At 75.3% G+C, this 23,898-nt stretch carries 1 pseudogene; it reads left to right on the top strand.

Annotated elements, in window-relative coordinates:
* Positions 1-147: 147 nt before the first annotated feature.
* Positions 148-23,886: pseudogene (locus AC3ERT_RS32195) on the top strand (SDR family NAD(P)-dependent oxidoreductase); the annotation flags it as partial.
* Positions 23,887-23,898 lie beyond the last annotated feature (12 nt).

Below are 23,898 nucleotides of genomic sequence, written 5' to 3'. Positions count from 1 at the left end.
GACGCCCCAGAGCCCCCGCATCCCTCCCTCCATTCCCTCCACATCCCCCGCACTGTCAGCACCTCCCGCACTCCCCGTATCCCCCTGATGCTCCCGATCACCGGATTCGCTGATCACCGCTAGGCGCCCGAACCTGGAGGAACAAGCATGGCTGGCGACCAGAACGAGCTCGTCGAGGCCCTGAGGCGGTCGGTCAAGGAGGCCGAACGGCTCCGGCAGCAGAACCGGCGGCTCATGGCGCAGTCCACCGAACCGCTGGCGATCGTGGGGATGAGCTGCCGCTACCCGGGCGGCGCGAACTCGCCCGAGGGCCTGTGGGATCTGGTCGCCTCCGGCCGGGACGCGATGTCGGGACTGCCCGAGGACCGCGGCTGGGACCTGGAGAAGCTCTACGACCCGGACCCCGAGAAGTCCGGCACCTTCTACGCGCAGCGCGGCGGCTTCGCCGAGGGCGTCGGCGACTTCGACGCGGGGTTCTTCGGGATCAGCCCGCGTGAGGCGCTGGCGATGGACCCGCAGCAGCGGCTGCTGCTGGAGGGCTCGTGGGAGGCACTGGAGGACGCCGGGATCGACCCCGGCTCGCTGCGCGGCAGCGACACCGGCGTGTTCTGCGGCGTCGGCCTCACCGACTACCCGGGCTCCGGGACCGGCCTCGGCGGCCGCTCCGACCTGGAGGGCTTCCGGCTGACCGGCGGCACCTCGAGCGTCGTCTCCGGCCGTGTCGCCTACAGCCTCGGCCTGGAGGGCCCGGCGGTGTCCGTGGACACCGCGTGCTCCTCGTCCCTGGTGGCGATGCACCTGGCGGCCCAGGCGCTGCGCTCCGGCGAGTGCTCGCTCGCCCTGGCCGGCGGCGTCACGGTGCTGTCCGGGCCGTTCCTGCTGGTGGAGTTCTCCCGGCAGCGCGGGCTGGCCGCCGATGGCCGCTGCAAGTCCTACGCCGAGGGCGCCGACGGCACCGGCTTCTCCGACGGTGTCGGCCTGGTCGTGATGGAGCGCCTGTCCGACGCGCGGCGCCGCGGCCACCGGGTGCTGGCGGTGATCCGCGGCAGCGCCGTCAACCAGGACGGTGCCTCCAACGGCCTGACCGCGCCCAGCGGCCCGGCTCAGGAGCGGGTGATCCGGGCCGCGCTGTCGGCCGCCGGACTGCGGCCCGACGAGGTCGACGCGGTCGAGGGCCACGGCACCGGCACCAAGCTGGGCGACCCGATCGAGGCGCAGGCGCTGCTGGCCACCTACGGGCAGCAGCGGCAGGACGCGGACCCGCTGTGGCTCGGGTCGATCAAGTCGAACATCGGCCACTCCTCGATGGCGGCCGGTGTCGCGGGCGTCATCAAGATGGTGCAGGCGCTGCGGCACGAGGTGCTGCCCGCGACGCTGCACGTGGACACGCCGTCCTCGCACGTGGACTGGGAGTCCGGCGCGGTCAGGCTGCTGACCGGCGCGCAGCCCTGGCCGGCCGGGGAGCGCGTCCGCCGCGCGGGCGTCTCGTCCTTCGGCATCTCCGGGACGAACGCCCACCTGATTCTGGAGGAGGCACCGGCCGAGGCCCCGGCGTCCGCCGACGAGCCCGCGCCGCAGCCGGCCCGCGGCCTTCCCGCGGTGCCGGTGGTGGTGTCGGCGAAGGACGAGGCGGCGCTGCGGGCCCAGGCGGGCCGGCTGCGGGAGTTCCTGCTCGCGCGGCCGGAAGTCGGGCTGCTGGACCTCGGGTTGTCCGCGGCGACGACCCGGGCGCACCTGGAGCACCGGGCGGCGGTGTCGGCGGCTGATCGGGACGGTCTGCTGACGGGGCTGGCGGCGCTGGCCGGCGCGGAGCCGGGTGCGGGTGTGGTGCAGGGCCGGGCGGACGCCGGGAAGACGGCGTTCGTGTTCTCGGGGCAGGGTGCGCAGCGGGCCCGGATGGGTGCGGAACTCGCCGAGGCGTTCCCGGTGTTCGCGCGGGCGTTGGCGGAGGTGCGGGCGGAACTCGATCCGTTGCTGGAACGGCCGTTGACGGACGTCCTTGCCGCGGAGGCGGGTTCGGCGGAGGCGGCGCTGCTGGACGATACGCAGTTCACGCAGGCGGGGTTGTTCGCGATCGAGGTCGCGTTGTTCCGGCTGGTGGAGTCGCTGGGTGTGCGGCCGGACTTCCTGGTCGGCCACTCGGTGGGTGAGATCGCGGCGGCTCACGTGTCCGGGGTGCTGTCGCTCAAGGACGCTTCCGCTTTGGTGGCGGCTCGGGGTCGGTTGATGAGTGCGCTGCCTGCGGGTGGCGGGATGGCGGCGGTGCAGGCCAGCGAGCAGGAAGTCCTGGACGCGCTGGAGGGGTTCACCGACCGGCTGTCGATCGCGGCCGTGAACGGCCCTCGGGCGGTGGTCGTCTCGGGTGAACTGGACGCCCTGGACGAGTGGCTCCAACTCCCGCAGTGGCAGGACCGTAAGACGACGAGGCTGCGGGTGTCGCACGCGTTCCACTCGGCGCTCATGGAGCCGATGCTCGACGAGTTCGCCTCGGTCGCGGCGGGGTTGAGTTTCGCGGAGCCGTCCCTCCCGGTGGTCTCGAACCTGACGGGTGCGGTGACGACTTCCGGTGAGCTCGCCGACCCCGGCTACTGGGTGCGGCACGCGCGGGAGGCGGTCCGGTTCGCGGACGGCATCACCGCGCTCGCCGACCTCGGCGTCACCCGCTTCCTGGAGCTGGGCCCGGACGGTTCACTGACCGCCCTGGCCCGTCAGGTGCTGGACGAGACGGAGACCGAGGCGCTGGTGGTGCCCGCGCTGCGGGCGAAGCAGGGTGAGCCGGACGCGTTCGCCGCGTTCCTCGGGCAGGCGCACACCGCCGGGATCACCGTGGACTGGGCGGCGTTCTACGCCGGGACCGGCGCGAAGACCGTGTCCCTGCCGACGTACGCCTTCCAGCACGAGCGCTACTGGCTGGCGCCGGGCGAGGCGGTGCCCGGGGCGGTCGCCGCCGGGTCCGAGCGCGTCGAGCACCCGCTGCTGACCGCGGGGGTGCGGATCGGCGACCAGGACCAGTGGCTGTTCACCGGGCGGGTGAGCACGGACACGGACGCCTGGGTCACCGAGCACCTGCTGTTCGGGACGGTCGTCGTGCCCGGTGTCACGCTGGTGGAACTGGCGCTGACGGCCGGCCGGCAGGTGGGCTGCCCGGTGGTGGAGGAGTTGGTCCTCGGGACGCCGTTCCTGCTGCCCGCGGGCACCGCCGTCCAGGTGCAGGTCACCGTGGCCGAGCCGGACGACAACGGCCACCGGGCCGTCGCGATCTACACCGTCCCCGAGGGCACGCGGCGCGGCGAGTCGATCTGCCACGCGCGCGGTGTCCTGGTCCCCGGGACCGAGGAGGAGCCCGGTCTCGACGTCGAGCCGGTCGCGGACTGGGCGGAGCAGTGGCCGCCGGCGGACGCCGAACCGGTCCCGGCCGAGCGGCTCTACGACCAGCTGACCGAGCTGGGTTACGACTACGGTCCGGTGTTCCAGGGCATGCGGGCCGCCTGGCGCGACGGCGACGAGATCTACGTCGAGGTCGCCCTGCCGGACGAGTACGTGGACGCCGCGGGCGGGTTCGGCGTCCACCCGGCGCTGTTCGACGCGGTGGTGCAGGGCGGCGTGCCCTTCTTCGCGGGTGGCAGCGAGCACAAGATGCCCTTCAGCTGGACCGGGGTCCGGATCGGCCGCCGCGGCACCTCGCAGCTGCGGGTGCGGGCCGGGGCGCTCGGCGACTCCACGGTGCGGTTCGACGCGGTCGACGACACCGGCGCCCTGGTGGTGTCGGTCCGCTCCCTCGTCCTGCGGCCGGTGGACCAGGCGCAGTTGGCGAGTTCCGGGCGGTCCGGGGCGGCCGACAGGTCGCTGTTCACGGTGGAGTGGGCCGAGGCGGCGGCCGCGAGCGGCACCGGCCCGGCCGAGGTCGCGGTGCTCGGCGCGGACGGGGCGTACGCGGACCTGGCCGCGCTGGTCGCGGCGGTGGCCGCGGGCGCGCCGGTGCCGGACTCGGTGGTGACGGCGGTGCCGTCCGCGGGCGGGCCCGACGGCGCCGCGGTGGACGTGGCGGGCGCCGCGCACACGGCGGTGGCGCGCACGCTGGGCCTGGTGCAGGAGTGGCTGGCCGCCGAGGCGCTGGCGGACTCGCGGCTGGTGCTGGTCACGCGGGGCGCGGTCGCCACGGGCGGTGAGGCGCCGGACGTGGCGGCGTCCGCCGCGTGGGGCCTGGTCCGCAGCGCGCAGTCGGAGCACCCCGGGCGTTTCGCCCTGGTGGACCTCGACCCGGCGGCGGACCCGGCGGCCGGCGGCGACGGCGACGGGGCGGGCTTCGGGCCGGCCGCGCTCGCCGCGTTCGATGAGCCGCAGGTGGCGGTGCGCAGCGGGCTGGTGCTGGCGCCGCGGCTGGCGCGGGCGGTGGTGTCCGCGGAGCCGGGCGGCCTGTCGGCGCTGTCGGGCGCGGACGGCGCCGGTGCGGATGGCGCGGTGCTGGTGACCGGCGGTACCGGCGGCCTGGGGGCCCTGGTGGCACGCCACTTGGCGACCGAGGGCGGCGTCCGCCACCTGGTGCTGGCCTCGCGCCGGGGCCTGGAGGCGCCGGGCGCGGCCGAGTTGGCGGCGGAGCTGGAAGCCGCCGGCGCCCGGGTGCGGGTGGCGGCCTGCGACGTGGCAGACCGAGAGCAACTAGCGGCGCTGCTCGGCTCGTTGGAGGTCCCACTCGTCGGCGTCGTGCACGCGGCGGGTGTGATCGACGACGGCCTGGTGGCGTCGATGACGGCCGAGCAGGTGGACCGTGTGATGCGGCCGAAGCTGGACGCGGCGGTGCTGCTGGACGAGTTGACGGCGGACGCGGAGCTGCGGTCGTTCGTGCTCTTCTCCTCGGTGGCGGCGTTGATCGGGAGTGCCGGTCAGGGCAACTACGCGGCGGCGAATGCCGGGTTGGACGCGCTGGCGGCGCGGCGGCGGGCCGCGGGCCGGCCGGCGGTGTCGCTGGCGTGGGGCCTGTGGGCGGCCGAGACCGGCATGACCGGCGAGCTGGACGCCGGGCAGCTCGCCCGGCTGGAGCGCATGGGCGTCCTGCCGCTCTCCTCGGAGCTGGGGCTCGAACTGCTGGACGCGGCCCAGAAGGTGGATGCCGCGCTGGTCGCGCCGGTGCGGCTGGACCTGGCGGCGCTGCGGGAGCAGGCGCGGGCAGGCACCGCGGTGCCGCTGCTGGCCGGACTGGTCCGTGCACCGGGCCGCAAGAGCCGTACGGGGGCGGGCGGTTCGCTCGCCACGCGGCTGTCCGGCGTGGACCGCGAGCAGTGGGAGCGCGTGACGCTGGACCTGGTGACCGCGCAGGTGGCGGCGGTGCTCGGGCACGCGTCGGCCTCGGCGGTCGACGCGGGGCGGGCGTTCAAGGAGCAGGGCTTCGACTCGCTCTCCTCGGTCGAGTTGCGCAACCGGCTCGCCCAGGCCACGGGCCTCAAGCTGCCCGCGACCCTGGTCTTCGACCACCCGACCTCCCTGGCGGTGGCGCGCTTCCTGGTGACGCAGGTGTCGGGCACGGACGAGGGTGCCGCGAAGACACCGGCCACCCGCACCCCTGCCCGGCGGCGGGCCGACGCGGACGAGCCGCTGGCGATCGTCGGCATGGCCTGCCGCTACCCGGGCGGCGCGAACTCGCCCGAGGGCCTGTGGGACCTGGTCGCTTCCGGCCGGGACGCGATATCGGGGCTGCCCGGGGACCGCGGCTGGGACCTGGAGCGGCTGTACGACCCGGACCCGGAGCGCGTCGGCACCGTCTACGCCCGCGGGGGCGGCTACCTGGACGGCGCGGGTGACTTCGACGCGGGGTTCTTCGGGATCAGCCCGCGTGAGGCGTTGGCGATGGACCCGCAGCAGCGGCTGCTGCTCGAAGGCGCGTGGGAGGCGCTGGAGGACGCCGGGATCGACCCCGGCTCCCTGCGCGGCAGCGACACCGGCGTGTTCACCGGCGCGGTCACCTCGGAGTACGGCGGCGGGGCGACGCCGGAGCTGGAGGGCTTCAAGCTCACCGGCCGCACCACCAGCGTCGTGTCGGGCCGGCTGAGCTACACCTTCGGCCTGGAGGGCCCGGCGGTGTCCGTGGACACCGCGTGCTCCTCGTCCCTGGTGGCGATGCACCTGGCGGCGCAGGCGCTGCGCAACGGCGAGTGCTCGCTCGCGCTGGCCGGCGGGGCGACGGTGATGTCCGGGCCGTTCCTGCTGGTGGAGTTCTCCCGGCAGCGCGGCCTGTCGCCCGACGGCCGCTGCCGCTCGTACGCGGAAGGCGCCGACGGCACCGGCTTCTCCGACGGTGCCGGCATCGTCGTGATGGAACGGCTGTCGGACGCGAAGCGGCTCGGGCACAAGGTACTGGCGGTGATCCGCGGCAGCGCCGTCAACCAGGACGGCGCGTCCAACGGCCTGACCGCGCCGAGCGGCCCGGCTCAGGAGCGGGTGATCCGGGCGGCGCTGGCTTCGGCGGGGCTGCGGCCGGACCAGGTGGACGCGGTTGAGGGCCACGGCACCGGCACCAAGCTCGGCGACCCGATCGAAGCCCAGGCGCTGCTGGCGACCTACGGCCAGGGGCGCGCGGAGGACCGGCCGCTGTGGCTCGGGTCGATCAAGTCCAACATCGGCCACTCCTCGGCCGCCGCGGGTGTCGCGGGCGTCATCAAGATGGTCCAGGCACTGCGGCACCGGCAGCTGCCGGCCACCCTGCACGTCGACCAGCCCAGCCCGCACGTGGACTGGACGTCGGGCGCGGTCAAGCTGCTGACGGAAGCGCAGCCGTGGACCGACCCCGGGCGCCCGCGCCGCGCGGCCGTGTCGTCCTTCGGGGTCTCCGGCACCAACGCGCACATGATCATCGAGGAGGCCCCGGCGGCGGAGGAGGAGCCCGCACCGCAGGCCGCGAGGACCCTCCCCACCGTCCCGGTGCTGGTGTCGGCGAAGGACGAGACCGGGCTGCGGGCCCAGGCGGCCAGGCTGCGGGAGTTCCTGCTCGCGCGGCCGGAGACGGGGCTGCTGGACCTCGGGCTGTCCTCGGCGACTACCCGGGCACAACTGGAGCACCGGGCCGCCGTCACCGCCACCGACCGCGACTCCCTGCTGGCGGGGCTGTCCGGGCTGGCGGTCGGTGAGCTCGGCGGCGGTGTGGTGGAGGGCCGCGCCGGGTCGGGGAAGACGGTGTTCGTCTTCCCGGGGCAAGGTGCGCAGTGGGTCGGCATGGCGGTGGAACTGCTGGATGCCTCCGAGGTGTTCGCCGCGGAGGTGGCCGCATGCGACGCGGCACTCGCCCGGTTCGTGGACTGGCGGGTGGAGGACGTGCTGCGGGAGGCGGCGGGGGCGCCGCCGTTCGAGCGGGTGGATGTGGTGCAGCCGGTGCTGTTCACCGTGATGGTGGCGCTGGCGGCGCTGTGGCGGTCGTTCGGGGTGGAGCCGGATGTGGTGGTCGGCCACTCGCAGGGCGAGATCGCGGCCGCGTACGTGGCGGGTGGGTTGTCGTTGGAGGACGCGGCGCGGGTGGTGGCGCTGCGGTCGAAGCTGGTGCTGGAGCGGCTGGCCGGGTTGGGCGGGATGGTGTCGGTGGGCCTGCCCGCCGAGGAGGTCGCCGCGCTGATCGCGCCGCACGAGGGCCGGGTGTCCATCGCGGCGGTCAACAGCCCGCGCTCGGTGGTCGTCTCCGGTGAGGCCGAGCTGCTCGGGGAACTGGTCGAGCAGTGGCAGCACGCCGGGGTACGGGCCCGCCGGGTGCCGGTGGACTACGCGTCGCACTCGGCGCAGGTCGGCATCATGGAGGACGAACTCCTCGACGTCCTGGCGCCGTTGGCGCCCCACCCGGGCCGCGTTCCCTTCTACTCCACGGCGACCGGTGACTTCATCGGGACCGAGGGCCTGGACGGGGCCTACTGGTACGCGAACCTGCGCGGGCAGGTCGGATTCGAGGCCGCCGTCCGCGCCCTGGCCGGACAGGGCGCCGGCCGCTTCCTGGAGATGTCCCCGCACCCCGTGCTGGTCTCGGCCGTGACCGAGACGGTGCAGGAGGTCGAAGGCAGCGAACTGGTGCGTGTCGTCGGCTCGTTGCGCCGCGGCGAGGGCGGGCTCGGCCGGTTCGCGATGTCGCTGGCCGAGGCCCACGTGGCCGGCGCGACCGTGGACTGGGCGGGCTTCTACGCCGGGACCGGTGCCCAGCGGGTGGACCTGCCCGGCTACGCCTTCCAGCGGTCGCGGTACTGGCTGCCGGTGGCCGCCGGGGGCGGCGGCGACCTGACCGGGGCCGGGCTCGCGGCCTTCGGGCACCCGATGCTGTCGGCGGCCGTACGGGTCGGCGACCGCGACGAGTGGGTCCTCACCGGCCGCGTCTCGCCGGAGGCCCAGCCCTGGACACAGGACCACGCCGTGTTCGGCATGGTCATCGTCCCCGGCGTGGCCCTGGCCGAACTGGCGCTGGCCGCCGGCCGCAAGGTGGACTGCCCGGTGGTCGAGGAACTCGTCCTCCAGGTCCCGCTGCTGCTCGCCGAGGACGAGGCACGCGACCTCCAGGTCACCGTCGGCGCTCCCGACGACGACGGGCGCCGCGACCTCGCGATCTACACCGCGCCGAGCGAGAAGGAGGGCCGGGAGCAGGCCCAGCCCATCTGCCACGCGCGCGGCACCCTGACCCCCGACGCCGGCCTGCCCGCCGACACGGACTGGGCACGCGCCTGGCCGCCGCAGGACGCGGAACCCGTCGCGGTGGACGCCCTCTACGAGCGCCTCGCCGGCCTCGGCTACGACTACGGCCCCTCCTTCAAGGCCCTGCACACCGCCTGGGAGCAGGACGAGTACGTCTACGCCGAAGCCGCCCTCCCCGACGAGCACGTCTCCTCCGCCCGCCAGTACGGCATCCACCCGGGGCTGCTGGACTCCTCGCTCCACAGCGGGCTCTCCTGGCTCGACAAGGGCGGGGACCACGCCGCCCAACTGCCCTTCTCCTGGTCGGGCGTTCGGCTGGGCATACCCGGCAGCTCCCGGGTGCGGGTCCGCATCACCTCCACCGCCGACTCCACGCTGCGCGTCGACATCACCGACGAGCAGGGCGAACTCGTCATCAGCGCCGACCAGTTGGCGTTCCGGCCGGTGGACCGCAACCAGTTGGAAGGCGCGCGGCGGCCGGACACCGGAGCGCTCTACACCGTCGACTGGAGCCCCGTCGCACCGGCCGCGGACGCCGTCCGGCCGCAGGTGGCCGCACTCGGCGAACTGACCGGAGCAGGCGAGCAGTTCACCGACCTGGCCGCACTGACCGCGGCGGTGGCCGCGGGAACCGCCGTGCCGGGCACGGTGGTCGCCGCGGTCCCGGACGACGCGGCAGGGTCCGTGCAGACGGTGGCCGCGCGGACACTGGAGCTGGTGCAGGAGTGGCTGGCCGCCGACGCGCTGGCCGAGTCCCGCCTGGTGCTGGTCAGCCGGGGCGCGGTCTCGACGGCCGGTGAGGCGCCGGACGTGGCGGCGGCCGCCGCCTGGGGCCTCGTCCGCAGCGCGCAGTCGGAGCACCCCGGGCGCTTCGGCCTGCTGGACCTCGACCCGGCGGGCGAGATCGCCGGCGCGGCACCGGACTGGGCCGCGCTGACCCTGCATGCCGACGAGCCGCAGGTGGCGGTGCGCGGCGGGCAGGTGCTGGCGCCGCGCCTGGCGAAGGCCACCGCGTCCACCGCGCTGGGCGCCCCGGCGCCGACGGCCGCGGACGGCGCGGTACTGGTCACCGGCGGCACCGGTGGCCTGGGCGCCCTGGTGGCACGCCACTTGGCGACCGAGGGCGGCGCCCGCCACCTGGTGCTGGTCTCCCGCAGCGGTCTGGGGGCGCCGGGTGCGGCCGACCTGGCGGCGGAGCTGGCGGACGTCGGCTGCCGGGTGGAGGTGATGGCCTGCGACGTGGCCGACCGGGAGCAACTGGCCGAGCTGATCGGCTCGTTGGACGCCCCGCTCGTCGGCGTCGTACACGCGGCTGGCGTTTTGGACGACGGTCTGCTGGCGTCGATGACGCCGGAGCAGCTTGAGCGAGTGGTCCGGCCGAAGCTCGAATCGGCCCTGCTGCTCGACGAGTTGACGGCGGACGCCGATCTGCGGTCGTTCGTGTTGTTCTCCTCGGTGGCGGCGTTGATCGGGAGTGCCGGTCAGGGCAACTACGCGGCGGCGAACGCCGGGTTGGACGCGCTGGCGGCGCGGCGGCGGGCCGAAGGGCGGCCGGCGGTGTCGTTGGCGTGGGGCCTGTGGGCGACCGGCACCGGTATGACCGGGGAACTGGACGCCGCTCAGTTGACGCGGCTGAACCGGATGGGTGTGCAGCCGCTGCCGTCGGAGTTGGGGCTCGAACTCCTCGACGCGGCCCAGAAGGTGGACGCGGCGCTGGTCGCGCCGGTGCTGCTGGACCTGGTGGCGCTGCGGGAGCAGGCGCGGGCGGGCACCGCGGTGCCGCTGCTGGCCGGACTGGTCCGCGCCCCGGGCCGCAAGGACCGGACGGGGGCGGGCGGTTCACTCGCGACACGGCTCGCCGGCGTGGACCGCGAGCAGTGGGAGCGCGTCGCCCTGGACCTGGTGACCGCGCAGGTCGCCACCGTGCTCGGGCACGCGTCGGCCGCCGCGGTGGACCCGGGCCGGGCGTTCAAGGAACTCGGCTTCGACTCGCTGTCCGCCGTCGAGCTGCGCAACCGGCTCGCCCAGGCGACCGGCCTCAAGTTGCCGGCCACCCTGATCTTCGACCACCCGAGGCCGATCGCGGTCGCCAGGTTCCTGGTGACGCAGGTCCAGGGCGCGGGCACCGGAAAGGCGCCGGCCACCCGGACACCGGTCAGGCGGCGGGTGGAGGCGGACGAGCCGCTGGCGATCGTCGGCATGAGCTGCCGCTACCCGGGCGGCGCGAACTCCCCCGAGGGCCTGTGGGACCTGGTCGCCGCCGGCCGGGACGTGATCTCCGAGCTGCCGGGCGACCGCGGCTGGGACCTGGAGCGGCTCTACGACCCCGACCCGGAGCAGGCCGGCACCGTGTACACGCGCGGCGGCGGGTTCCTCGACGGCGCGGGTGACTTCGACGCCGGGTTCTTCGGGATCAGCCCCCGCGAAGCCGTCGCGATGGACCCGCAGCAGCGGCTGCTGCTCGAAGGCGCGTGGGAGGCGCTGGAGGACGCCGGGATCGACCCCGGCTCGCTGCGTGGCAGCGACACCGGCGTGTTCTGCGGCGTCGGCCCCTCCGACTACGTCTCCGGGCTCATGGCCGGAGGCGGCGGCCCGGAGCTGGAGGGCTTCCGGATGACCGGCGGCACCACGAGCGTCGTCTCCGGCCGTGTCGCCTACAGCCTCGGCCTGGAGGGCCCCGCGGTCTCCGTGGACACCGCGTGCTCCTCGTCCCTGGTGGCGATGCACCTCGCGGCCCAGGCGCTGCGCTCCGGCGAGTGCTCGCTCGCCCTGGCCGGCGGCGTCACCGTCATGGCGGGCCCCTTCCTGCTGGTGGAGTTCTCCCGGCAGCGCGGGCTGGCCGCCGACGGCCGCTGCAAGTCCTACGCGGAAGGCGCCGACGGCACCGGCTTCTCGGACGGCCTCGGCCTCATCGTCCTGGAACGGCTCTCCGACGCCCGCCGCCTGGGGCACAACGTGCTCGCGGTGCTGCGCGGCTCCGCGATCAACCAGGACGGCGCGTCCAACGGCCTGACCGCGCCCAGCGGCCCGGCTCAGGAGCGGGTGATCCGGGCGGCGCTGGCCTCGGCCGGACTGCGGCCGGACCAGGTCGACGCGGTCGAGGGCCACGGCACCGGCACCAAGCTCGGCGACCCGATCGAGGCGCACGCCCTGCTCGCGACCTACGGGCAGCGCCGCGCCGACGACCAGCCGCTGTGGCTCGGGTCGATCAAGTCCAACATCGGCCACTCCTCGACGGCGGCCGGTGTCGCGGGCGTCATCAAGATGGTCCAGGCGCTGCGGCACCAGCAGCTCCCGGCCACCCTGCACGTCGACGCCCCGTCCTCGAACATCGACTGGGACGCCGGCTCGGTCAAGCTGCTGACCGACGCGCAGCCCTGGCCGGCGGGCGAACGGGTCCGCCGCGCGGGCGTCTCGTCCTTCGGCGTCAGCGGCACCAACGCCCACGTCATCATCGAAGAGGCCCCGGCCGTCGCCGAGGAGCCCGCCCCGCAGGTCGAGAAGGTCCTGCCCACGGTGCCGGTGGTGGTGTCCGCGAAGGACGAGGCGGCGCTGCGGGCCCAGGCGGGCCGGCTGCGCGAATTCCTCGTCGCGCGGCCGGAGATCGGGCTGCTGGACACCGGCTACTCGGCCGCGACGACCCGGGCGCACCTCGAACACCGCGCCGTCTTCTCCGCCGCCGACCGGGACGGTCTGCTGGCGGGGTTGGTGGCGCTGGCGTCGGGTCAGCCGGGTGCGGGTGTGGTGCAGGGCCGGGCGGACTCCGGGAAGACGGCGTTCGTGTTCTCGGGGCAGGGTGCGCAGCGGGCCCGGATGGGTGCGGAACTCGCCGAGGTGTTCCCGGTGTTCGCGCGGGCGTTGGCGGAGGTGCGGGCGGAGCTCGATCCGTTGCTGGCGCGGCCGTTGACGGAGGTGCTGGCGGCTGAGGGGGGTTCGGCGGAGGCGGCGCTGCTGGACGATACGCAGTTCACGCAGGCGGGGTTGTTCGCGGTCGAGGTGGCGTTGTTCCGGTTGGTGGAGTCGTTGGGTGTGCGGCCGGACTTCCTGGTCGGGCACTCGGTGGGTGAGATCGCGGCGGCTCACGTGTCCGGGGTGCTGTCGTTGAAGGATGCGGCTGCTTTGGTGGCGGCTCGGGGTCGGTTGATGAGTGCGCTGCCTGCGGGTGGCGGGATGGCGGCGGTTCAGGCCAGCGAGCAGGAAGTCCTGGACGCGCTGGAGGGGTTCACCGACCGGCTGTCCATTGCGGCGGTGAACGGCCCTCGGGCGGTGGTGGTCTCGGGTGAACTGGACGCCCTGGACGAGTGGTTGCAGTTGCCGCGGTGGCAGGACCGTAAGACGACCCGGCTGCGGGTGTCGCACGCGTTCCACTCGGCGTTGATGGAGCCGATGCTCGATGAGTTCGCGTCGGTCGCGGGGGGGTTGAGTTTCGCGGAGCCGTCCATCCCGGTGGTCTCGAACCTGACGGGTGCGGTGACGGCTTCCGGTGAGCTCGCCGACCCCGGCTACTGGGTGCGGCACGCGCGGGAGGCGGTCCGGTTCGCGGACGGCATCACCGCGCTGGCCGACCTCGGCGTCACCCGTTTCCTGGAGTTGGGTCCGGACGGTTCGCTGACGGCGCTGGCCCGTCAGGTGCTGGACGAGGCGGAGACCGAGGCGCTGGTGGTGCCGGCGCTGCGGGCGAAGCAGGGTGAGCCGGACGCGTTCGCCGCGTTCCTCGGCCAGGCCCACACGGCCGGGATCGCTGTCGATTGGGCGGCGTTCTACGCCGGGACCGGCGCACGCACGGTGCCCCTGCCCACATACGCCTTCCAGCACGAGCGCTACTGGCTGACCTCGCTGGTGGGCGCGGGCGACCCCGCGGCTGCCGGGCTGGGCCGGCTGGACCACCCGCTGCTCACCGCTGCGGTCCCGGTCGGCGACCAGGGCCAGTGGCTGTTCACCGGGCGGCTGTCGCAGGACGTGCAGCCCTGGAGCGGGGACCATGTCGTCGTCGGCGCGGTGATCGCGCCCGGGGCGGCCCTGGTGGAACTGGCCCTGGCGGCCGGCCGGCAGGTGGGCTGCCCGGTGGTGGACGAGCTGGTGCTCCAGGTCCCGCTGCCGGTGCCGGCCCACGAGGCGGTGCCGTTGCAGGTCATGGTCGGCGAACCGGGCCACGACGGCCGCCGGGACGTCGCGGTCTACACCCGCACCCGTGCGGCGCAGGACGACCCGAACGCGGCGGACGTGATGACCTGCCACGCGCGCGGTGTGCTCGCCGAGGAGGCCGGGCTGCTCGCGCCGGCGTTCCCGGCCGAGTGGCCGCCGGCGGGCGCGGAGCCGGTCGAGGTCGAGGGCCTGTACGACCGGCTGGCCGACGCGGGCTACGAGTACGGCCCGTCCTTCCAGGCGCTCCAGGCGGCCTGGCGGGACGGCGAGGACGTCTACGCCGAGCTGGTGCTGCCCGAAGAGGCCGGTGCCGCCCAGCAGTTCGGGATACACCCGGCGCTGCTGGACGCGGCCCTGCACGGCGGGCTGCTGGACCGGGACGTGACGTCGGCGGTCGAGCTGCCGTTCTCCTGGTCCGGGGTGCGGCTGGACCGGACCGGCACGGCGCGGGCCCGGGTCCGCATCACCCCGGCCGGGCCGTCCACGACCCGGATCGACATCACCGACGAGAGCGGCGAGCCGATCGCGTCCGTCCGGGAACTCGCGTCCCGGCCGGTGGACCAGGCGCAGTTGGCTGGCGCCGGGCAGCCCGCCGACGGGTCGCTGTTCACGGTCGACTGGACCGAGGTCGCGGCGGCGGGCGGCACGGCCGCGGCGAACGTCGCGGTGCTCGGCGCGGACGGGCCGTACGCGGACCTGGCCGCGCTGGTCGCGGCGGTGGCCGCGGGCGCGCCGGTGCCGGACGCGGTGGTGACGGCGGTGCCGTCCACGGGCGGCCCCGACGGCGACACGGCGGACACCGTCGCGTCGGTCCGTACGGCGACGGCGCGGACGCTGGAGCTGGTGCAGGAGTGGCTGGCCGCCGACGCGCTGACCGAGGCGCGGTTGGTGCTGGTGACCCGCGGCGCGGTCTCGACGGCCGGTGAGGCGCCGGACGTGGCGGCGGCTGCCGCGTGGGGCCTGGTCCGCAGTGCGCAGTCCGAGCACCTGGACCGGTTCGCGCTGGTGGACCTCGACCCGGACACGGCCGCGGACGACGGCAGCTCCGCGCCGGACTGGGCGGCGCTCGCCGGCCTGGGCGAGGCGCAGGTCGCGGTGCGCGGCGGGCGGGCGCTGGCGCCCAAGCTGGCCCGGGCGACCGCCTCGGCGGCACCCGCCGAGGGGCCGTGGCTGCTCCAGGCGGTCACGAAGGGCTCGCTGGAGGGCCTGGCGCTGGTGCCGGCCGACACCGACCGCCCGCTGGCGGCGGGCGAGATCCGGATGGCGGTGCGCGCCGCGGGCCTGAACTTCCGCGACGTGCTGATCACGCTCGGCCTCTACCCCGGTGACGCCACGCTCGGCAGCGAGGCCGCCGGCACCGTGCTGGAGACCGGCCCGGGCGTCACCGACCTGGCGCCCGGCGACCGGGTGATGGGCCTGACCGCCGACACCTTCGGCCCCGTCGTGATCGTGGACCGGCGGCTGGTCGCGCCGATCCCCGACGCGTGGACGTACGAACAGGCCGCCGCCGTACCGGTGGTGTACCTGACCGCGTACTACGGCCTGGTGCACCTGGCCGGGCTGAGGGCCGGGGAGAAGGTGCTGATCCACTCCGCGGCGGGCGGGGTCGGCATGGCCGCGGTCCAAGTCGCCACGCACCTGGGCGCGGAGGTCTACGCGACCGCCAGCCCCGCGAAGTGGCCCGCCGTGCGGGCCCTCGGGGTGCCGCCCGAGCAGATCGCGTCCTCCCGCGACCTGGTGTTCGCCGAGACCTTCGCCCGGGCGACCGGCGGCGAAGGCGTGGACGTCGTCCTGGACGCCCTGGCCGGCGAGTTCGTGGACGCCTCGCTGGGGCTGCTGCCGCGCGGCGGGCGGTTCCTGGAGATGGGCAAGGCGGACATCCGCGACCCGCAGGAGGTGGCGGCGGCCCACCCGGGGGTCGCGTACCGGCCGTTCGACCTGTTCGAGGTCAGCCCCGAGCGGCTGGGGGAGATGCTCGGCGAGATCGTGGACCTGTTCGCGCGCGGCGTCCTGTCGCACGCGCCGGTCCGCACGTGGGACATCCGGCGGTACGCGGAGGCGTTCCGCTTCCTGCGCGAGGGCCGCAACACCGGCAAGATCGTGCTCACCGTCCCGCAGCCCCCGAACCCCGAGCACGCGGTGCTGGTCACCGGCGGCACCGGCGGTCTGGGTGCTTTGGTGGCACGGCACTTGGCGACGGAGGGCGGTGTCCGGCACCTGGTGCTGGCCTCGCGCCGGGGCCTGGAGGCGCCGGGCGCGGCCGAGTTGGCCGCGGAGCTGGAAGCCGCCGGCGCCCGGGTGCGGGTGGCGGCCTGCGACGTGGCGGACCGGGAGCAACTGACGGCGCTGCTCGGCTCGTTGGACGCCCCGCTCAGCGGGGTGATCCACGCGGCGGGCGTGCTGGACGACGGTCTGCTGGCGTCGATGACGTCGGAGCAGCTTGAGCGGGTGGTCCGGCCGAAGCTCGAATCGGCGCTGCTGCTTGATGAGTTGACCACCGGCATGGATGTGCAGTCGTTCGTGTTGTTCTCCTCGGTGGCGGCGTTGATCGGGAGCGCCGGTCAGGGCAACTACGCTGCGGCGAATGCCGGGTTGGACGCGCTGGCGGCGCGGCGGCGGGCCGCGGGGCGGCCGGCGGTGTCGCTGGCGTGGGGCCTGTGGGCGGCCGAGACCGGGATGACCGGGGAACTGGACGCCGGGCAGCTGACGCGGCTGAACCGGATGGGTGTGCAGCCGCTGCCGTCGGAGTTGGGGCTCGAACTGCTGGACGCGGCCCAGAAGGTGGACGCGGCGCTGGTCGCTCCGGTGCTGCTGGACCTGGCGGCGCTGCGCGAGCAGGCGCGGGCGGGCACCGCGGTGCCGCTGCTGGCCGGACTCGTCCGCACCCCTGGGCGTACGGCCAAGGCCGGCGGGGGCGGTTCGCTCGCCGCACGGCTGGCCGGGGTGGACCGCGAGCAGTGGGAGCAGATCGCACTGGACCTGGTGACCGCGCAGGTGGCGGCGGTGCTCGGGCACGCGTCGGCCGCCGCGGTGGACCCGGGCCGGGCGTTCAAGGACCTCGGCTTCGACTCCCTGGCCGCCGTCGAGCTGCGCAACCGGCTCGCCCAGGCCACGGGCCTCAAGCTGCCCGCGACCCTCGTCTTCGACCACCCGACCTCCCTCGCGGCGGCGCGCTTCCTGGTGACCCAGGTCGCGGACGTCGAACCCGCGGCCGCCACCGCCCCTGCCCCCCGGGTGCCCGCCCGGCGCAGGGCCGACCTCGACGAGCCGCTGGCGATCGTCGGCATGGCCTGCCGCTACCCGGGCGGCGCGTCGTCGCCCGAGCAGCTGTGGGACCTGGTCGCTTCGGGCCGCGACGCGATATCGGAGCTGCCCGGGGACCGCGGCTGGGACCTGGAGCGGCTGTACGACCCGGACCCCGACCGGACCGGCACCGTGTACACGCGCGGGGGCGGCTACCTGGACGGCGCGGGTGACTTCGACGCGGGGTTCTTCGGGATCAGCCCGCGTGAGGCGCTGGCGATGGACCCGCAGCAGCGGCTGCTGCTCGAAGGCGCGTGGGAGGCGCTGGAGGACGCCGGGATCGACCCCGGCTCCCTGCGCGGCAGCGACACCGGCGTGTTCACCGGCGCGGTCGCGTCCGAGTACGCCGGCGGGGCGACCCCCGACCTCGAAGGGTTCCGGCTGACCGGCACCACCACGAGTGTCATCGCCGGCCGGCTGAGCTACACCTTCGGCTTCCAGGGCCCCGCGGTCTCCGTGGACACCGCGTGCTCCTCGTCCCTGGTGGCGATGCACCTGGCGGCGCAGGCGCTGCGCAACGGCGAGTGCTCGCTCGCCCTGGCCGGCGGCGTGACGGTGATGTCCGGGCCGTTCCTGCTGGTGGAGTTCTCCCGGCAGCGCGGCCTGTCGCCCGACGGCCGCTGCAAGTCCTACGCCGACGGCGCCGACGGCACCGGCTTCTCCGACGGCGCCGGCCTGGTGGTGATGGAGCGGCTGTCGGACGCGAAGCGGCTCGGGCACAAGGTGCTGGCGGTGATCCGCGGCAGCGCCGTCAACCAGGACGGCGCCTCCAACGGCCTGACCGCACCCAGCGGCCCGGCCCAGGAGCGGGTGATCCGGGCGGCGCTGGCCTCGGCGGGGCTGCGGCCGGACCAGGTCGACGCGGTCGAGGGCCACGGCACCGGCACCAAGCTCGGCGACCCGATCGAGGCGCAGGCGCTGCTGGCGACCTACGGCCAGGGGCGCGCGGAGGATCGGCCGCTGTGGCTCGGGTCGATCAAGTCCAACATCGGCCACTCGTCCGCGGCTTCGGGCGTGGCCGGGGTGATCAAGATGGTGCAGGCGCTGCGGCACCAGCAGCTCCCGGCCACCCTGCACGCCGACCGGCCCAGCCCGCACGTGGACTGGACGTCGGGCGCGGTCAAGCTGCTCACGGAGGCCCGGCCGTGGACCGACCCGGGGCGCCCGCGCCGCGCGGCCGTGTCCTCCTTCGGCGTCTCTGGCACCAACGCCCACATGATCATCGAGGAGGCACCCGCTCCGAAGGAGGCCGCTCCGGCGGTCCAGGAGTCCCGGCCGGCGGTGCCGGTGGTGGTGTCGGCGAAGGACGAGGCGGCGCTGCGGGCCCAGGCGGCCCGGCTGCGGGAGTTCCTGCTCGCGCGGCCGGAAGTCGGGCTGCTGGACCTCGGGTTGTCCGCGGCGACGACCCGGGCGCACCTGGAGCACCGGGCGGCGGTGTCGGCGGCTGATCGGGACGGTCTGCTGGCGGGGTTGGTGGCGCTGGCGTCGGGGCAGCCGGGTGCGGGTGTGGTGCAGGGGCGGGCGGACTCGGGGAAGACGGCGTTCGTGTTCTCGGGTCAGGGTGCGCAGCGGTCCCGGATGGGGGCGGAACTCGCCGAGGTGTTCCCGGTGTTCGCGCGGGCGTTGGCGGAGGTGCGGGCGGAGCTTGATCCGTTGCTGGAGCGGCCGTTGACGGACGTCCTTGCCGCGGAGGCGGGTTCGGCGGAGGCGGCGCTGCTGGATGACACGCAGTTCACGCAGGCGGGGTTGTTCGCGGTCGAGGTCGCGTTGTTCCGGCTGGTCGAATCGTTGGGTGTGCGGCCGGACTTCCTGGTCGGGCACTCGGTGGGTGAGATCGCCGCGGCTCACGTGTCCGGGGTGCTTTCACTCAAGGACGCGGCTGCTCTGGTGGCGGCTCGGGGTCGGTTGATGAGTGCGCTGCCTGCGGGTGGCGGGATGGCGGCGGTTCAGGCCAGCGAGCAGGAGGTCCTGGACGCGCTGGACGGGTTCACCGACCGGCTGTCCATTGCGGCCGTGAACGGCCCTCGGGCGGTGGTCGTCTCGGGTGAACTGGACGCCCTGGACGAGTGGCTCCAACTCCCGCAGTGGCACGACCGTAAGACGACGAGGCTGCGGGTGTCGCACGCGTTCCACTCGGCGTTGATGGAGCCGATGCTCGATGAGTTCGCAGACATCGCTGGCGGGTTGAGTTTCGCGGAGCCGTCCATCCCGGTGGTCTCCAACGTCACCGGCGCGGTGACGGCTTCCACTGAGCTCGCCGACCCCGGCTACTGGGTGCGGCACGCGCGGGAGGCGGTCCGGTTCGCGGACGGCATCACCGCGCTCGCCGACCTCGGCGTCACCCGTTTCCTGGAGTTGGGTCCGGACGGTTCGCTGACGGCGCTGGCCCGTCAGGTGCTGGACGAGGCGGAGACCGAGGCACTGGTGGTGCCGGCGCTGCGCGCCAAGCAGGGCGAGCCGGACGCGTTCGCCGCGTTCCTCGGCCAGGCCCACACCGCCGGGATCACCGTGGACTGGGCGGCGTTCTTCGCCGGGACCGGCGCGAAGACCGTGTCCCTGCCGACGTACGCCTTCCAGCACGAGCGCTACTGGCTGCTGCCGCGTGCGGTGGCCGGTGACGCGGCCGCGGCCGGGCAGGCCGGGCTCGACCACCCGCTGGTGGTCGCGGCGGTCCAGGTCGGCGACCGGGACGAGTGGCTGCTCACCGGCCGGCTGTCCCTCGCGGCGCAGCCGTGGCTGGCCGACCACACGGTGCTCGGCACGGTGCTGGTGCCCGGTGCGGCCCTGACCGAACTGGCCCTGGCCGCCGGGCAGCAGGTCGACGCGCCGGTGGTGGAGGAGCTGATCCTCCAGGCGCCGCTGGCCCTGCCGGCCGGGGAGGCCGTCCAGTTGCAGGTCACCGTGGCCGAGCCGGACGAGAACGGCCAACGGGCGCTGGCGATCTACACCCGCCCGCAGGCCGCGGAGGGCACCGAGCGCCCCGAGGCGACCTGCCACGCCCGCGGCAAGCTGGCGGCGGCGGCCGAGGACACGGCCGCGGCGCCGTTCCCGGCCGAGTGGCCGCCGCCGGGCGCCGTCGCGGTGCCGGTCGATGGCCTCTACGAGCGGCTGGAGGCGGCCGGTTACGCCTACGGGCCGGTCTTCCAGGGGCTGCGGGCGGCATGGCGCGCGGGCGGCCAGGTCTACGCCGATGTGGTCCTGCCCGACGAAGAGGCCGGTGCCGCCCAGCAGTTCGGGATACACCCGGCGCTGCTCGACGCGGCCCTGCACGGCGGACTGCTCGACCGTGCCGAGGACGCGGCCGTCGAGCTGCCGTTCTCCTGGTCCGGCGTCCGGCTGGAGCAGCGCGGCGCGGCGCGGATACGGGTCAGGATCACCCCGGCCGGGGCGGAGGGGCCGGCCGCGACCCGGATCGACATCGCCGACGAGGACGGCCGGCCCGTCGCCACGGTGCGGGAGTTCACCGCCCGCCCGGTGGACCCGGCGCAGCTCGCGGGGGCCCGGCGGCCGGGTGACGGCTCGCTGTTCACCGTCGACTGGACCGCGGTCGCCGCTGCGGCCCCGGCGGCCCGGGTGGCGGTCCTCGGCGACCTGCCGGGCAGCGGGGAGCGCTACGCCGACCTCGCCGCCCTCGAAGCGGCCCTGGCCGCCGGAGCGCCGGTGCCCGAGGCGGTCGTGACCGCGGTCGTGGCGCCGTCCGAAAGCACCGCGGGAAGCACCGCCGGAAGCCTGGCCGGAAGCACGGCCGGCGTGGACGCCGACGCGGTACGGGCCGCCACGGCGGACACCCTGGCCCTGGTGCAGCGCTGGCTCGGCGGGGAGCTGAGCGGGCAACTGGCCGCGGCCAGGCTCGTGGTCGCCACCCGTGGCGGCGTCGCCGTCGGCGACGAGGCGCCCGACCTCCGTCAGGCGCCGGTGTGGGGCCTGCTGCGCAGCGCGCAGTCGGAGCACCCCGGACGGTTCGCCCTGGTCGACCTCGACCCGGACACGGCCGCGGACGACGGCGCCTCCGCACCGGACTGGGCCGCGCTCGCCGGCGGCAGCGAGCCGCAGGTCGCCCTGCGCGGCGGGCAGGTGCTCGCCCCCAGGCTGGCCCGCGCGGCCGCACCGGCGGCGCCCCAACAGGGCCCGTGGACGCTGGCCTCGGTCGCCAAGGGCTCGCTGGAGGGCCTGTCCCTGGTGCCGTCCGGCGCCGACCGGCCGCTGGGCGCCCGCGAGGTGCGGGTCGCGGTACGCGCCGCGGGCCTGAACTTCCGCGACGTGCTCATCGCGCTCGGCCTCTACCCGGGCGACGCCCCGCTGGGCAGCGAGGCGGCGGGCGTCGTCCTGGAGACCGGTTCGGATGTCACCGACCTGGCCCCCGGCGACCGGGTGCTCGGCCTGATCCCCGAGTCGTTCGGCACGACGGCGGTCACCGACCGGCGGATGGTCGCGCCGATGCCCGCGGGCTGGACGTTCGAACAGGCCGCCGCTGTACCGGTGGTGTATCTGACCGCCTACTACGGCCTGGTGGAGCTCGGCCGGCTCACTGCCGGTGAGCGGGTGCTGATCCACGCGGCGGCCGGCGGCGTCGGCATGGCCGCGGTGCAGCTGGCCAGGCGGCTGGGCGCGGAGGTCTACGCGACCGCGAGCCCCGCCAAGTGGGCGGCCGTACAAGCGCTGGGGGTGCCGGCCGAACGGATCGCGTCCTCCCGGGACCTGGCCTTCGCCGAGACCTTCGCCCGGGCGACCGGCGGTGAGGGCGTGGACGTGGTCCTCAACGCGCTGGCCGGGGAGTACATCGACGCGTCGCTCGGCCTGATGCCGCGCGGCGGCCGGTTCCTGGAGATGGGCAAGGCCGACGTCCGCGACCCGCAGGCGGTGGCCGATGCCCGGCCGGGCGTGGTGTACCGGGCGTTCGACGCCTTCGAGGCCGGTCCCGAGCACATCCAGGAGATGCTGGTCGAGGTGCTGGACTTGTTCGCGCGCGGCGTCCTGTCGCACGCGCCGGTCCGCACCTGGGACGTACGCGACGGCCAGGAGGCGTTCCGGTTCCTGCGCGAGGGCCGCAACACCGGCAAGGTGGTGCTCACCGTGCCGGGGCCGTTCGACGCGGACGGCGCGGTGCTGGTGACCGGCGGTACCGGTGGCCTGGGGGCCCTGGTGGCACGCCACTTGGCGACCGAGGGCGGTGTCCGCCACCTGGTGCTGGCCTCGCGCCGGGGCCTGGAGGCGCCGGGCGCGGCCGAGTTGGCGGCGGAGCTGGAAGCCGCCGGCGCCCGGGTGCGGGTCGCGGCCTGCGACGTGGCGGACCGGGAGCAACTGACGGCGCTGCTCGGCTCGTTGGACGCCCCGCTGGCCGGGGTCGTGCACGCGGCCGGTGTGCTCGACGACGGGGTGGTGACCTCGCTGACCCCGGAGCAGCTGGACCGGGTGCTGCGGCCGAAGGTCGACGCGGCCCTGCTGCTGGACGAGTTGACGGCGGGCACGGACGTGGGCTCGTTCGTCCTGTTCTCCTCCGCCGCGGGCCTGATCGGCAGTTCGGGCCAGGGCAACTACGCGGCGGCCAACGCCGTCCTGGACGCCCTTGCCGCGCGGCGGCGGGCCGAAGGGCGCCCGGCGGTGTCGCTGGCGTGGGGCCTGTGGGCCGAGGAGACCGGGATGGCCGGGGGCCTGGACGAGGCGGCGCTGGCCCGGCTCGCCCGGCAGGGGGTGCGGCCGATGCCCGCGCCGCTGGCCCTGGACCTGTTCGAGCAGGGCAGGCGGCACGGCCGGCCGCTGATGGTGCCGGCCCGGTTCGACCTGGCCGCGCTGCGGGTCCAGGCCGGCGGCGGGCTGCTGCCGCCGCTGCTGGCGGGGCTGGCCGGCGCCCCGGCCCGCCGCACCCCGGCGGCCGCCGGGACCCCGGTGCGGCGGCTGGCCGCGGTTGCCGAGGGCGAACGCGCGGGCGCCGCACTGGAGTTGGTCCGCTCGCACGTCGCGGCGGTGCTCGGCCACCCGTCGCCCGAAGCGGTCGACCCCGGCCGCGGGTTCCGCGAGCTCGGCTTCGACTCGCTGGCCGCCGTCGAGCTGCGCAACCGGCTCACCCAGGCGACCGGGCTGCGGTTGCCCACGACGCTGGTCTTCGACCACCCGGACCCCACGGCCGTCGCCGAGCTGCTGCTCAGCCTGACCGCGGCGCAGGCGGAGGCGGCCGGGTCCGCCACCGGCGGGGCACACCCGGCGGCCGCCGGCGCCACCGGCACCGGTCACCATGACGGCAACGGCACCTTCAGCGCGCTGATCCACCACGCCCACGCGACGCAGTCGCTGGTCGAGGCGCTGCCGATGCTCACCGAGGCGTCGCGGTTCAAGCCCGCGTTCGGCCCGTCCGAACTGCCGGACAGCGCCGGATACGTGGTCAAGCTCGCCTCGGGCGACGGACAGCCCGCGCTGGTCTGCGTGCCGTCCTTCATGCCCGGCTCCGGCCCGCACCAGTTCATGCGGTTCGCCGACGCCTTCGAGGGCAAGCGGGACGTCTTCGCCTGCACGCTGCCCGGGTTCCACGGCACGGACGCCGGACCGGGGTCCTGGAGCGCCGCGATCGACGTGATGGTCCAGGCGATCCGGCGGGCGGTGGGCGACGCGCCCTTCGTCCTGGTCGGCTACTCGATCGGCGGTGTCCTGGCGCACTCCGTCGCCGCCCGGCTCGAAGCGGCCGGCGACGGGTCGGGACCGGCCGGGGTGGTGATGCTCGACACGCCCACGCCGACCGACGAGAAGCAGATCCTGGGGGTCTTCTCCCAGGTGATGGCGGAGATCCTCGACCGCGGCCAC

This window comes from Actinacidiphila sp. bgisy145, assembly GCF_057708125.1.
Note: the sequence above shows the minus strand (reverse complement) of the source record. Positions and strands in the feature narration are given on the sequence as shown.